General features: G+C 68.1%; 10 protein-coding genes. 3 read left to right on the plus strand and 7 right to left on the minus strand.

Annotation, left to right across the window (positions count from 1 at the left end; genetic code table 11):
- On the plus strand, positions 1-1525 hold a 1525-nt coding region (locus A5785_RS23860; protein WP_231895506.1), incomplete at its 5' end, for an HNH endonuclease signature motif containing protein.
- A 77-nt stretch (positions 1526-1602) separates the two neighbouring features.
- The gene (locus A5785_RS22195) at positions 1603-2166 is read left to right on the plus strand and encodes a class I SAM-dependent methyltransferase (RefSeq protein WP_005203644.1); all 564 of its coding nucleotides are present in this window, start codon (positions 1603-1605) and stop codon (positions 2164-2166) included.
- 122 nt (positions 2167-2288) lie between these two features.
- Here A5785_RS22195 and A5785_RS22200 read toward each other — a convergent pair whose 3' ends face one another.
- The 3 genes from A5785_RS22200 to A5785_RS22210 form a co-directional block, all read right to left on the minus strand.
- Positions 2289-2612 carry a WhiB family transcriptional regulator gene (locus A5785_RS22200; protein WP_039854811.1) on the minus strand — a complete coding sequence of 108 codons (324 nt, stop codon included), beginning with the start codon at positions 2610-2612 and terminating at the stop codon, positions 2289-2291.
- A gap of 172 nt (positions 2613-2784) precedes the next feature.
- On the minus strand, positions 2785-3033 hold the full coding sequence (locus A5785_RS22205; RefSeq protein ID WP_005203647.1) for a hypothetical protein: 249 nt from the start codon (positions 3031-3033) through the stop codon (positions 2785-2787).
- Between the two features lie 118 nt (positions 3034-3151).
- Positions 3152-5269 (minus strand): ATP-dependent DNA helicase UvrD2, encoded by a 2118-nt coding sequence (locus A5785_RS22210; RefSeq protein ID WP_005203651.1) that lies wholly within the window; start codon positions 5267-5269, stop codon positions 3152-3154.
- Between the two features lie 127 nt (positions 5270-5396).
- Between A5785_RS22210 and A5785_RS22215 the strand changes: the two genes are divergently transcribed.
- The gene (locus tag A5785_RS22215) at positions 5397-5663 is read left to right on the plus strand and encodes a mycoredoxin (RefSeq protein WP_049698979.1); all 267 of its coding nucleotides are present in this window, start codon (positions 5397-5399) and stop codon (positions 5661-5663) included.
- 11 nt (positions 5664-5674) lie between these two features.
- Here A5785_RS22215 and nudC read toward each other — a convergent pair whose 3' ends face one another.
- From nudC to A5785_RS22235, 4 genes are read right to left on the minus strand one after another with little or no spacing between them, the layout of a single operon-like run.
- A complete protein-coding gene (gene nudC / locus A5785_RS22220) occupies positions 5675-6613 on the minus strand; it encodes an NAD(+) diphosphatase (protein ID WP_005203656.1) in 939 nt (312 codons plus the stop codon).
- 40 nt (positions 6614-6653) lie between these two features.
- Complete coding sequence (locus tag A5785_RS22225; protein ID WP_005203658.1) at positions 6654-7724, minus strand: potassium channel family protein; 1071 nt, start codon at positions 7722-7724, stop codon at positions 6654-6656.
- 55 nt (positions 7725-7779) lie between these two features.
- The gene (locus A5785_RS22230; protein WP_005203660.1) at positions 7780-11241 is read right to left on the minus strand and encodes an ATP-dependent DNA helicase; all 3462 of its coding nucleotides are present in this window, start codon (positions 11239-11241) and stop codon (positions 7780-7782) included.
- Entirely contained in the window at positions 11234-14638 is a 3405-nt protein-coding gene (locus tag A5785_RS22235) for an ATP-dependent helicase (protein WP_051993745.1), read from the minus strand. The genes A5785_RS22230 and A5785_RS22235 overlap by 8 nt, the downstream gene beginning before the upstream one ends.
- Positions 14639-14786: the final 148 nt, after the last annotated feature.

The raw sequence follows: 14786 nt of genomic DNA on the forward strand, positions 1-14786 counted from the left end.
CGAACTCAACGACGTCGCCCGCACCACCCAACGGCTGGCACGCCAAGCCGAAGCACGCACCGCGCTCATGGCCTTCCGCATCGGCGAATCGATCGCCGACGACATGCTCGTCGTCGCCGCCACCCGACCGCACACTCACCACGCCGTCGACAAAGCAGCGATCGCCGAAATCTCGCTACAACTCGGCATCTCCCGATCACTCGCGCGCCGCTACGCCATCCTCGGCGCCCACCTCACCGACCTCCCCCACACCACCCTCGCCTTCCTCGACGGCCACATCCGGTTATCCCGCATCGACATCGTCGCCGACCACCTCTCGATACTCGACCCGTCACTACGAGCACAGGCCGAACCCCTCGCGCTCGAACTCGCCCGACGCACCTCCGCCGACTCCACCCTGCGAGACCAACTCACCGAACTGGTCATCGCCCTCGACCCCGACGCCGCCACCGACGCCCGCCACGACTTCGCCGACCGCAACCAAAACATCCACATCCGCCCCGACACACACGGACACGTCACCCTCGACGGCTGCCTACCCGCCGAACAAGGCCTCCACCTCGCCACACGCATCTCCACACTCATCGACGAACGACTCTGTGCCGATGACCCACGCACCCACGGCCGACGCCGCGTCGCCGCCCTCGCCGACATCCAAGGCCTCCCCGGCGCCCACCTCACCTGCCACTGCGGAAACACCACCTGCCCCGCCACACCATCCGAGCCCGAAACAGACTGCGACACAGCACCATTCGACGACACAGCACCGCTCGACCAGCCCGACACCGGCGAGGCCGACGCAGGTGTGACTGACGCAGGTGTGACTGAGGCAGGCGAGGCACCCGCGGAGGATCTGCCCAACACCGGCGAGGCCAACGCAGAGGTGGCCGCTGACAGCGCGACCTGCGATGAGCACCATGCCGAAGAGCCGACAGCCGAGCCCGCACAACAGACGGCGCTGGAAGTACTCATCGATCCCGCCGGCGTCGCGGTTCCCCGGCTCGTCGGCTTCGGCGTGATCGACCCCGCCCACGCAGCCGAACTCGCCGCAGGCGTCATCGCACGACCCGTCGCGTTTCCCGACCTCACCGCAGCAAACCTCACCTCGCCAGGACTCAACCTCGCCGCGATGGAATCCAACCTCGCCGCATGGGAGCTGCCCGACAATCCCGCACCTCCCGCCGACCCCACCGGACACGGCGGCTACCCAGCACCACCACCATGGGCGCTGCGATACCGACCACCCGACCGGCTACGCCAACAAGTCATCGCCCTGCACGGGGTATGCCGCTACCCCGAATGCGGCAAACCCGCCGAACACACCGAACTCGACCACCTGGTCAAGTTCAACCACGCCGACCCCCACGCGGGCGGCTGGACCGTGCTGTTCAACCTCGTCCCCCTCTGCGGACCCGACCACCAACGCAAACACCTCGGCTTCTGGACACCCACCATGCACACCGACCTCTCCATCACCTGGACCAGCACCCGCACAGGCGAAACAATCACCACCTACCCACGGTGACCACATAGCCGCGCTGACCAGATACCCACGCTGACGGAGTCTTCCTGTGGCGGCAGGCTTTGCGGGATGATGCGGTGATGAACAAGGAGCATCTGGAGTTGTGCGCGAGCACCGAGTGGGCAGATGCGTTGTCACAGTGGATCGTGCCGTGGGCGCTCGACGACGTCGAATTGGGTTCGGATGCCGTCGAATTCGGCCCCGGACCGGGTTTGACCACCGACATCCTGCGTACGAGAACTCAACACCTGACCGCGGTTGAGGTCGATGAGGCGCTGGCTGCGGCGCTTGCCGATCGTTTCGCCGAGGCAGACGACGTGACTGTCATCCACGCCGATGGCACGGCATCTGGACTCGAAGGCTCGCGCTACACGGCCGTCGTGTGTCTGACCATGCTGCATCACGTGCCATCGACAGAACTTCAGGACGCGATCTTCGCGGAGGCGCGTCGACTCTTGACCGCGGACGGCGTCTTCGCGGGTTCCGACAGCAGGGATAGCCCGGACTTTCGCGCGCTGCACGCCGGCGACGTCTGCGTGCCGGTCGATCCGGCGACGTTGGCCGAGCGACTCAACGCAGCGGGCTTCACCGACGTCGAGGTCGAGACGAACGAGTGGGCGGTCCGCTTTCGCGCGCGACCCTGACCGCGCGTCCCCCACGGTGACCGACGCACCACGTCGCAGGTCAGCCAGAACGCAACGCGGCCCCCGCCATCTGCGACGTCGTGTCGCATGAGGCGGGGCCGCGTGGGTCGTGTCCATCCATGTCAGGCCGCGGTCTTGCGCGGGCGGCCGCGGGGGCGCTTGCGCGCGATCACGGCACCACGCTCGAAGATCTCGCCGCCCCAGACGCCCCATGGCTCGGCACGATCAAGCGCAGCCTGCAGGCACTGCGCCCGCAGCGGGCAGTCGGCACACATCGCCTTGGCACGCTCGAGGTCACGGGGGTCTTCGGCGAACCACAGGTCGGCGTCGGCTTCCTGGCACGGAAGGGTCGAGGCGGTGAGTGCCGGTGCGGCACTCAGCGCGTTCCCGGCAGCGACCTCACGGTCCGCCGAGATACAGGACTCCAGAACACATTCGACGGTCATCTGGTACTCCACATCTGTTCGAGGTTGGTCATCGTCTGTGGCGATGGCCCTCGGCCTCGACGTGATGGGAGTTGCCGATCCACTGGTGTGGTGGTTCGGTGATCCGTCACGAGAAAGGCCACGGGTCGCCTTGTGCGATTCACCCGTGGCCGTTGTGGCTGTCGAAACCCTCCTACGTGGAGAGATCCCGAGTCAGTACGGGGAACCGCTGCATCGCTCGCTTCGCTGCGGCAGTGCTCGCTACCGGTGCTGCCGGTGGGAAACCGGTGGCACCGAGACACGGTGCGGGCTGCAGGTCTGCAGCACGCCAGGCGTGGTCACTGACGGCGTATGCGCGCGGCGCATGGTGCGTGATGCGATGAGCATCTGGCATCGCTGCGATCGTCTTCGCAATCACGATTGCGTTGGCGATTCCGTTCACTGATCCACTCCTTTCGGTCTCGATGGTTTCGCGAGGGGTCGTGGCACACATGAATATGCCGGTGACCTTCCCGTGCTGACGCGAACCAGACTATTCGGTTCGCCGTAGAGCGCACAACCTATTTTTGACCTGCGGTTTTGACGAGTTCGATGACCTCTTCGCCGTACTCGTTGAGCTTGGCGGCACCGATACCCGAGATCGACACCAGCGCAGCGGAATCCGTCGGCCGCTGCTCTGCGATCGCAAGCAATGTCTTGTCGGAGAACACGACAAAGGCGGGAACCTTCTTCGAGTCCGCTCGCGTCCGGCGCCACTCCTTGAGCGCCACGAGCAGACCCTCATCGAGATCCGACGGGCAATCGGCGCACCGGCCGAGCAGAGTTGCAGTCGAATCGAGCAATCGCGACCCGCACACCCGGCACGTCGGTCCCTTCCGCGGTGCTCGCTTCGACGCCGGTGCGATACGCGACGCGGGCGAGTCGTCGGGCACGAGGTCGGCGAGGAATCGCGAACGACGTCGTGCTCGACCGCCCTCGTTGCGGGCGATCGCCCATGAGATGTGCAGATGTTCGCGGGCTCGGGTGACGCCGACGTAGAAGAGTCGACGCTCCTCCTCGACGTCGTCGAACGATCCCTTGATGGCCTGACTGATCGGCAGCGATCCCTCTGTCAGTCCGACAAGGAACACCGCATCCCATTCCAAGCCCTTCGCCGCGTGCAGCGACGACAGCGTGACGCCCTGGACGGTTGGTGGGTGCCGAGCCTGCGACCGCGCGTCGAGTTCTGCGACGAGCTCGGGCAGTGTCAGGGCGGGATTGTCGGCAAGCATGTCGTCGGCAAGCCCGGACAGCGCACGCAGCGACTGCCAGCGGGCCTTCGCCTGCGCACCCGTCGGCTCGTCGTCGGACATGCCGAGCTCGCCGAGGACCGATCGCACCACCGTGGCAAGTTCGACGTCGTCGCGGATTCCCCGCTGCGCCACGAGCGAGAGCTGCCGCATGGCCTGACGGACCTCAGCCCTGGTGAAGAACGCCTCGCCACCACGCACCTGGTACGGGATGCCCGCCTGGGTGAGCGCCTGCTCGTGATTCTCCGACTGTGCGTTGATTCGGTAGAGAATCGCGATCCCGGAGGCGGGTACACCCGAGTTCATCAGACGCTTGATGGCCGACGCGACGGCCGACGCTTCGCTCGGCTCGTCGTCGTATTCGGCGAACTCGGGTTCGGGTCCGGCGTCGCGCTGTCCGATCAGTTGCAGTCTCGTCCCGGCGATCCGCCCACGCGCAGCCCCGATCACCCGGTTGGCGAGGCTGACCACCTGCGGCGTCGACCGATAGTCGCGTTCGAGGCGCACAAGCGTGGCGTCGGGGAATCGGCGGCCGAAATCGAGAAGGTACTTCGGTGTGGCGCCGGTGAACGTGTAGATCGTCTGGTTGGCGTCGCCGACCACGGTCAGGTCGTCGCGGGGACCGAGCCAGGCGTCGAGCAGACCCTGCTGCACCGGCGTCACGTCCTGATACTCGTCGACGACGAAACACCGGTAGCGCGAACGGAATTCGTCGGCAAGCCCGGCGTCGGACTCGATGATCGTCGTCATGTAGATGAGGAGGTCGTCGAAGTCGAGGAGGCGGTCGCCGTCTGGTGAGACCTTGGCGTCCTCGTAGGCGGCGAAAGCCTTGGCGACCTGCGCGGCGGGTGCGGGCGTCTCTCTGGTGGCACGGGTGACGGCAGCGACGTAGTCCTCGGGTCCGATGAGCGACGCCTTGGCCCACTCGATCTCCGACATCAGGTCGCGCACGGTGTCGGTGGAACTGTCGAGTCCGGCTTTGCGTGCCGCACGTCCGACAAGTGGGAACTTGTTGTCGAGCAGCTCCCACGACGCACTGCCGAACGCGCGCGGCCAGAAGTAGCGGAGCTGGCGCATGGCCGCAGCGTGGAACGTCTGCGCCAACACGCTCGGACCGCCGGCGCCGACGCCGAGCGACCTCAGCCTGCCGCGCATCTCCCCCGCCGCCCGCGCCGTGAACGTCACGGCGAGCACCTGACCGGGATTGACCTGCCCCTGATCGATCAGATACGCGATGCGTCGCGTGATGGTGCGCGTCTTGCCGGTACCCGCACCCGCCAGCACACACACCGGACCGCGCGGCGCGAGGACTGCGGCCCGCTGCTCGGGGTCGAGTCCGTCGAGGATGCTGCGGTCACGTGCGCGGGGCGATGAGGGGCTGTCGGACACGGGTTCCACTATGGCACCCCGATACGACGCCGACGCCGGCCCGTTCACCGCTGTCCACAAGCGCGCCACACCCTCACCGTGGAGACAGGTCGGGAACACGCGCCGACGAGTTCGTGTTGTGGATGCCATGAGCGAGACATCTGAGAATCAGACCCCCGCCGCACTGACGATGTACACCACGTCGTGGTGCGGCTACTGCGCGCGACTCAAGACGGCCCTGCGCAGCTCGGGCCTCGAGTGGACCGAGATCGACATCGAGCGCAACCCCGACGCCGCAGAGTTCGTCGGCAGCGTCAACGGCGGCAACCACGTGGTCCCGACGGTCCAGTACGCCGACGGCACGACCGCCACGAACCCATCGATCACCGACGTCAAGAAGAAGCTCGGCGTCTGAGACAGGCCCGGTCAGGCGGGCGTGCGCGCCCAGGCCTCGACCAGCGCCCGCGCGATGGAGATCGAGCCGGGCAGCAGTAGCCGAGGGGCGTCCTCGCCGTCGGCGACGTCGGGTTCGGGCATGCCCCGCAGCCATTCGTCGCCGCGGTCGAGCGCGTCGAGTACCTCGGCGCGCGTGAACCATTGCGCGTCGCCGATCTCGCCGTCGAGAAACTGGAGCGGTTCGGCGGGGTCGCCGAGCGCGGAGAAACCGAGCATCAGTGATCTGGGGAACGGCCACGGCTGCGATCCCAGGTATCGCGGCTCGCTCACGGTGATCCCGACCTCTTCGTGAACCTCTCGGATCACGCACTGCTCCAACGACTCTCCCGGTTCGACGAAGCCCGCGAGCGTTGAGTACCACCGGTCGGGCCAGACGGCCTGACGTCCGAGCAGGATTCGGTCGGCGCCGTCGTGGACGACGGTGATGATCGCGGGGTCGGTGCGCGGGAACTCGTCGACGCCGGTCTCCGGATTGCGACGCACCCAACCGCCACGTGCCGGGACGGTTGGGGAGCCGTTGACGGGTGAAAACCGTGCTGTCGCATGCCAGTTCAAGATACCGAGCGCGGTGGCCAGGAGTCCGGCCTCGTCGGCGTCGAGTCGGGAGGCTCCGCGTCGAGGATCGGCGGTCTTGCCGTCGAGTGCTTCGACCCTGATCGTCCACAGGTCGGTGTCGGTGTGTGCGAGGAAGACCGCATCGGCCGGAGGCTCGTCTCCGAACTCAGAACTGTCGACCCACCGCAGCGCCCCGTCGGGCTCGACGGGATAGCGACCGCCGGTATCGATGCGAAGTACGCGCGCTGTCGGCCAGCCTGCGAGCATACGGTCGGGTTCGTCGCGGACCTCGTCGGCACGGTCAAACGTGCCTCGAGACAGCAGCGGCGGTTGGTCGAAGACAAAGGCGCCCATGAAGACTGTTCTACTCTGACTCACTCGCCGGTGGCGAACCTCAGTCGCCCGCGCCCTTGCGGACGTACAGCAGCCGGTCGCCCGCCTCGATCTGCTCGACCTCGCTGTCGTCGACGCGGTGCAGCACACCGTTACGCAGCACGCCGAGGACGATGTCGCGGGTGTGGGCGGGCGAGCCTCCCGTTTCCGTCGGATCGACTTCGCGTTCGGCGATCGCATACCCGGCGTCGGGAGTCAGCAGGTCCTCGATCACCTCGACGACTGACGGCGTCATGGTCGCGATACCGAGGAGCCTGCCCGCAGTCTCCGACGACACGACCACCGAGTTCGCACCCGACTGCCGCATCAGGTGCGTGTTCTCCGACTCCCTGATCGACGCGACGATCTTCGCGCGCGGGTTGAGTTCGCGCGCCGTGAGCGTGGCGAGAACGGCGGTGTCGTCGCGATTGGCGGCCACGACGATGCTGGCGGCGTGCGCGACACCCGCCAGCCGCAGCACGTCGGACTTCGTGGCGTCGCCGCGAACCGTCACGAGACCGTCGGCCTCCGCATGCTCGAGGACTCCCGGGTTGTTGTCGACGACGACGATCTCGGCCGGCTTGATGCCGTCGCCGATCATCGCGTCGACCGCGCTACGACCCTTGGTGCCGTACCCGATGACGACGGTGTGGTTGCGCAAGTTGTTCCTCCAGCGCTGGATTTTAAGAGCTTGGCGGGACCGCTCGGTCAGCACCTCGAGCGTCGTACCGATCAACACGATCAGGAACAGCACGCGTAGCGGAGTGATGATCAGCAGGTTGAGCAGGCGAGCCGACGGACTGAACGGAGTGATGTCGCCGTAGCCGGTGGTCGACAACGTCACAGCCGAGTAATACATCGCGTCGAGAAACGAGAGCTCGTTATCTTGAACGTCGCGGTAGCCGCTGCGGTCGACGTAGACGAGAACGGCCGTGAAGAACAGCGCGACTACCGCGAAGATGACCCGACGCCCGATGGCCCGAGCCGGACTCTGCTTGAGCTCCGGAATACGGACGACGCCGACGAGTGCGTAGTCGGGGCCGTCGGACAGCTCCTCGCCCCGCCATCGACGTCGGAATCCGCGTCCGCGCATCAGCCGAACCACCTTTGCTTCACAGGGTGTGAATCTAATGCATCCGGGAGGTGTATCACTGATCCGACTCTCGCGCGAGCAGCGCGACGAGATCGTCATGGTCGGGCAACACCTCGGGCTCGAGCGTGTAGTTGTGCCGGACGTAGTGGAACGCAGCGCTCACCCGATCCACCGGAACACCTGCGAGCTGCGCCCACGCAATCCGATAGGCGGCGAGCTGAATGTCGACGGATTCTCGTTGCGCACCACCGACGGTCGAGTCGTTCGACGCCCCGTCACGCCGACCACCGGGTACCGCACCCGTCTTCCAGTCGACGACGACCCACGAGCCGTCGGGTTCGGCGAACACCGCGTCGATCCGGCCGCGGATCACCGTGTCGCCGATGACCGTCTCGAACGGGACCTCGACCTCGCTGGGATTGCGCGACGCCCACTTCGACGCCAGGAACGCCTCGCGCAGCGCGTCGAGGTCGGCGTCCGGCGAGGCCGACGAGTCGGCGGCACCCGGTAGTTCGTCGATATCGAGCAGCCGCGTCGCACCGAACCACCGCTCCACCCATGCGTGGAAAGCGGTACCGCGGCGTGCCGTCGGATTGGGCCGGAACGGCGTCGGACGGCGGAGTCGTCGTGCGAATTCCCTTTCGTCCGAGTCGAGTTCGACGAGTTGGCTGACCGACAGGTGCGTCGGGAGCGCGACGTCGACGAAGGCCTGGTTGCCTCGGTAATGCTCGGCGAGCAGGGCGTCGACCTCCGCTCTCCACTGCGCGATCTCGGATTCTTCTGCGGTCTCAGGGTCTTGCCCGTGTGCCGCCGACTCGGTGCCGCTGTCGGCGGGTGCGTCGAAGAGCGCCGGAGCACTGCGCGCGGCGACCGCATCGAGGACGAGTCGGGCCGCCGCGTCGACTCCTTCGCGACGCGCACCCAGCCGATCCGCGGGCCACGGCGCACGAATGGTCTGCTCGGCCAACGGGTTCGTCGCACCGTCTTCCGGTGGCGGGGCGAGCTCGTCGATGCTGAGGCCCTCGGAATCGACGGCAGGGTCGGCGATGGCGTCGGAGACGATGGCGACGAGCTCGTCGAAGAATTCCGACCCGCCGCGCGGTTTGTCGCCGGTCTCGCTCCAGTGATGCGCCGAGACGAGCAGATCGTGGCGCGCTCGCGTCAACGCGACGTAGAGGAGTCGACGATCCTCCTCCAGCCTGCGCTCGTCGATCGCCTCCTTGTGCAGAGTCAGCGCCTCGGCGAGTTCTTTGCGGTTGCTGATGCCCGCGGCTGCGAGGTCGAAGGTGGGGAAGCCCTCCCCCGTCCCCGGTTCCGCGAGGTCGCCACGCAGCGGTCCCGGCAACTCCTTGGCGCTGCGCATCCACGTCGTATCGGCCCGCCCACCGGGGAAGATCCGTGCCGCGACGTGCGGCAGCGCGACGACATCCCACTCGAGCCCCTTGGCCGCATGCACCGTGAGGATCTGGACGCGTTGCTCGGCCACCTCGATCCTGCCGGGCTCGAGTCCCTTCTCGATGGTCTCGGCGGTGTCGAGAAAGGCCAGCAGGCCCGGCAGATTCGCGCCGGGACGGTCGGCGTACGCGGTGACGTACTCGGCAAAGGCGTCGAGATGTTCGCGTCCGGTGATCGCACCGCGCATGCGACGAGCCCTGATCTGAGCCTCGATGCCGACACCGATCGTGTTCTCGACGTCGGCGACGAGCTCGGGCAGCGGCTGGCCGATGCGCCTGCGCAGCGCCTCGAGCTGCGCGCCGAACGCCCGGATACGGGCGTATCCCTGCGGTGTGTACGCCTCCGGATCGCCCGGATCGACGACGGCGTCGGCGATTCCGGCACGGTCGACGACCTCGGTCGGCAGCACGGCGTCGAGCGCGGCGTCGAGTTCTTCGCGGCTGGTGACAGCACCACCGGATGCCGCGAAGGCGTCGGCGGCGAGGTTGGTGGCACACCGCCACAGTGCGGCGATGTCGGCGGCGCCCAACTGCCAGCGCGCGCCGGTCAGGAGTCGCATCGCTGCGGTCCCGGCCATCGGATCCGCCATCAACCGCAGCGTCGCGACGACGTCCTCGATCTCTGGTACGTGGAGCAACCCGCCGATACCGATCACCTCGGCCGGGATTCCCCGACTCTCGAGTTCGTCCGCCAACGGCGCCGAATCCTCGTTGCGGCGCACCAGGATCGCGACGGTCGGCGGGTCGACGCCGTCGCGCTCGGCATCACGGTAGTGACGTTCGATGGCCTCCCCCAGCCATGCCCGCTCGTCGACCACCGTCGAGGTGAGGGCCATCGAGACCGTTCCCGACGGCGCGTCGGGTCGCGGGCGCAGCACGCTGACCGGAATTCCCCTGCGCCGCAACTCTTCCGAGGTCCGGTTCGCGAGCTCGAGCGTGTGCGAGGGGTTGCGCCAACTCGTGAGCAGCTCGAGCCGCTCCGACGGCCTGCCGTCGGAGCGCGGGAAATCGGCGGTGAAGCGGGGAAGGTTGGCCGCCGACGCGCCGCGCCAGCCGTAGATGGACTGGATCGGATCGCCGACCGCCGTGACAGCGACCGTCGGAACACGTTCGCCTCCAGACGCTTTCGTACCCGCACCACCGAACAGCGTCGACAACAGGATTCGCTGCGAATGGCCTGTGTCCTGGTACTCGTCGAGCAGCACGGCACGGAAGGACCGCCGCTCACCCGCCGCAACGTCCGGATTGCGTTGCACCAGTTGGGCGGCCAGCGACATCTGACTGCCGAAGTCGAGTGCGGACTGTTCACGCATCGCGTCGCGCAGCGCCGCCACCATCGGCAGCAGTTCACGGCGTTCGTCGATGACCTCCTGGATCTTGACGAGGTCTTTGCTCGGCGCCGCACGCTGCCTCGGGCCGGGCGGCAATGTGTCGACCATCGACCGCAGGTCGTCGCCCCACGCGGTCAGCGTGTCGAGATCGACGAGATGTTCGGCCATCTCGCCGTGCAACCGCAGCACTGCCTCGGTCACGCCGGAGGGCACTTTGGTGGTGTGCAACGGGCCGGTCCAGTTCGACACGATCGAGAACGCGAGTTGCCACAGCTCGGTCTCGCTCAGCAGCGTCGAACTCGGTTCGACGGGCAGCAGCAGCCCGTAGTCGGCGATGAGCCTGCCCGCGTACGCGTGATAGGTGCTCACCTCGGGGTCGGCCGAACGCAGCCGCGCGGCCAGCATGCCGTCGGGGTCCCAGTTCACCAGGGCTGGCGACCCCGCGAGCATCGAGAGTCGACGCCGAATGCGGGCGCCCAGTTCGCTGGCCGCCTTGCGGGTGAACGTGAGTCCGAGGATCTCGTCGGGTGAGACCAGCCCGTTGGCGACGAGCCACACGACCCGCGACGCCATGGTCTCGGTCTTGCCCGCACCGGCACCGGCGACCACGAGCAGCGGTTCCAGCGGCGCCTCGATCACCGCGACCTGTTCGGGTGTCGGCGAGGGCAATCCGAGCGCTGCGGCAAGCGAAGTCGCGGAGACACGCGCGCGCCGCACATCGACGTCAGTCATCGATCACCGCCTTGCCACGCAACTGCGCGGGACAACTCGTGTGCAGTGCGCAGTGCGCGCAGCCAGGGTTAGGCGTCGCGTCGAACACCGGCCCGACGCTCGCCTTGGCCGCCGACCGCACCACACCGATCCACTCATCGAGCAGTTCCGGTGTCAGCGGAGGTTGGACACGCTCGGCCGCGCCCGTCGACGTATTGTTCGCCGACACGAACACCAGGCGCCCACCCCCGGGTTCGAGCGTGCCGTCGGTGTCGGGCGGAAACTGCGCCGCACCGCCGTGCGCAAGCGCCACCTGGTAGGCGGCGAGCTGTGCGTGCTCCTCGGCATCGGCGCGCGACACCGCGGTCTTCGCGGTCTTCACATCCACGACGACGGGCCTGCCCGACGAGTCGGCCTCGAGTCGGTCGACGCGACCACGCAGCCGCACCGGTGGATCGTCGTCGACGCCGGGCACCGTGGCGTCGATGGCCGATTCGACACCACGCTCCCGCAGTTCGTCGCGCGAAATACGCAGCCAGTCACGGAAATTGGTGAGCATCTCCTCCGCTCGTTCCAACTCGTGCGCCGAGTACCACGCCGCTCCGGTGTCGACGCGCTCCCAGATGTCGCGCAACGCGCCGGTCACCTCGGCCGGGTCGATGTTGCCCGCAACCGCCTGCACGAGCGTGTGCACCAGGCTGCCCGCGATGGCGGGTGTCGCATCGCCGTCGCGCCCACCGTTGCGTTCGAGCAGCCAGCGCAGCGAGCACCTGCTCAAACTCTCGATATTCGACGGCGACAAAGTGATCGGCCCGTCGTCGGGGCGCCACAGCGGCGCATCGGTGCTCACCTCTGCCAGACCGAACCAGTCACGCGGGTGCGCTCCCGGGATGTCGGAATCGGCAAGTGTGGCAAGGAGTTCGGCGGCCGCCCTGGTGCGCTCGTCGAGTTCTGGCTCCTGCGCACCGGCGATGACCACGGACCGCAGGGTGGCCACCAACGACGGAAGCGACAGCACACGGTCGACGCCGGGATCGAGCGCGACGCCCTCCATGACCTGCGGCGCATCTGCGTCCGTGTCGGACTCGCCACCGAGCGCCGCCGCGATCTCGGCGACGAACCTCGACGGCGATGCGTCGCCGCTACCGTCCTCGACCGCTGTGACGAGAAGTCGACGCCGCGCCCGCGTGCACGCGACGAGCAACAGACGCCGCTCGTCCGCGAGTGCCCCGGCACCACGCGTGACGACGTCGATCCCGTCTGGTGCGACGCCGTCGAGCAGGTCGACGAGCTCAGCGGTGGCGAGCACGCTGCCCCGACTCCGCAGCGACGGCCAGAGCCCGTCGAGGACACCCGCGACAGCGACGACCTCCCACTCGCGGCCCGCCGCAGCATGCGCGGACAGGACCGTCACCGAATCGGCTGCCGCAGAAGCGGTTCGGGAATCGCGGGGGATCTGCAACTGGCTCAAGTAGTGCACGAAAGCCGCGGGCCCCGCAGACGGGAGCGTGTCGGCGAAGTCGCCCGCCGCCTCGAACATCGCCATCATCGCGTCGAGATCGCGGTCGGCCTGTTCACCTGCGGGCCCACCCCTGATCGCGCTGCCGACCCACCGACGCTCGAGCCCACTCGCCTGCCACGCGGCCCACAGGGTCTCCTCGACGCCGCGGCGGGCACCATGAGCCCGCTGCGCTGCAGCTATCACGTCGAGCGCGCGCCGCAACGGTGCGGCCTCGGCGTCGGATAGCGCGCGCAGGTAACGCTGCGCGACCTCGTCGTCGAGCAGTGCCTCCCGCAACGATGTCAACGAATCACGTTGCGCCGCAGCCTCACCCGCGACATCTCCGGCCGAGGATGCGTCACGCTCCGCCTTCTCGTCGCACCTGCGCACACCACGACGCAGTCGGCGCATCGCGCCCGGATCGGCAGCTCCGATGGGGCCGGTCAGCAACGCGACGGTGTCGTCGATGGAGAACGTCTCGTCGGGAGAAGGAGCTACCTCTGCTGCATCCGAGCGCGCCGCGACCGCGCACAGCACCGTCATCAGCGCCGCAACGGAACGTTGCCGGTGGATCGGCAGATCGGAGGTGGGCGTCGTGAGCGGGACGCCCGCGGATCGGAACGCTCGACGCAGCGCAGGCAATGCCAGGTGCACAGAGCGCACGATGACCGCCATGTCCGACCACGGGACACCCTCGAACAGGTGGGCGCGGCGCAGCAGGTCGGCGACGGCCGTCGCCTCCTTGGCCGCCGACGAGAACACCCTGACCGCCGCGCCTGCGTCGTCGTCCGCCGTTGCCGACGCCCGTGGATAGGAATGCGGCCGGGCACCGGGGAGCCGCGACGCGAGCGCTCGGCCGACCTCGCCGATGTCGGGGTGCGAACGGAAATCCTCGCTCAGCACGACGTCGCGTTCGGATCCTGGATCGGCCAGTCCGTCGGCGAAACGCGGACTCGCACCACGGAATCCGAAGATCGACTGGTCGGTGTCGGCGGCGATGATCGTCGACTCGGTTCCGGTGCCGACGAGTCGGACGAGTTCTGCTGCCTGCGGGTCGAGGTGCTGTGCGTCGTCGACGATCAGGTGCCGGATGCGATTGCGCTGACCCGCGAGGAGCTCGGGATCTGTCGCGAACGCCGACAGCGCCGACCCGACCAGCTCGGCGGCGTCGACCGCGGGCGCCGACGCACCGGGAGTCGCGAGCCCCACGGCCCCGCGCAACAGCATGTTCTGCTCGTACTGTGCGTATGCCCGCGCCGCGGCGACCCATTCGGGTCGGCGATGTGTGCGGCCGAGCGACGCGAGTTCTTCCGGGCCGACGCCACGCTCGGCAGCCCGCATCATGAGGTCGCGCAATGCCTGCGCGAAGCCGTCGGTGCCCAGCGCGGGACGTAGCAGCTTCGGCCAGTAGCCCGCACCGTCTTCGATATCGCCCGCGAGCAGTTCGCGCAGCACGACGTCTTGCTCCGAACCGGTGATCAGACGGGGCGGCGGATTGCCGTGCGCGCTCGCCTGCAACCGCAGGATGGCGAACGCGTACGAGTGGATCGTGCGGACGAGCGGTTCGCGCAACGCGCCGCCTGCCCCCGTTCCGAAGCCACCCGACTCAGCCAGCACCCTGCGGGTGATCCGTTCGCGCAGTGCGACCGCCGCACGCCTGCTCGACGCGAGCACCAGGATCGACTCGGGGTCCGTATCGGCAGACAGCAACCGCGCGACAGCGGCGTCGACGACGAGCGACGTCTTGCCGGTTCCCGGCCCGCCGTGCACCCGCCACGGTTGCCAGCCGGAGCCGTCGCCAGAGGCCGGTGCCGCGCCGTCGATCACAGCCTGCACCTGCGCCGGCCAGACCCTCGGCCGCCCGGCGCCCTGCGCGCCATCGGAATCAGTGGTCGACGCGACGAGATGGGTGCGCAGCGCAGTGCCGCCCCCCTGCCCCTCACGGGGGTGTCGTGTACGGGGTGCGTTTGTCCGGGACTGTCTCGGCCCCCCTTGTCGTCGAGCCACGAGTCCATCGAATCACGCGCCTACGACACCCGTTCTCACGAGTTCCCCACCCCGGCGA

Origin of the sequence: Gordonia sp. 852002-50395_SCH5434458 (assembly GCF_001665905.1) — a bacterium.
GTDB lineage: Bacteria > Actinomycetota > Actinomycetes > Mycobacteriales > Mycobacteriaceae > Gordonia > Gordonia jacobaea.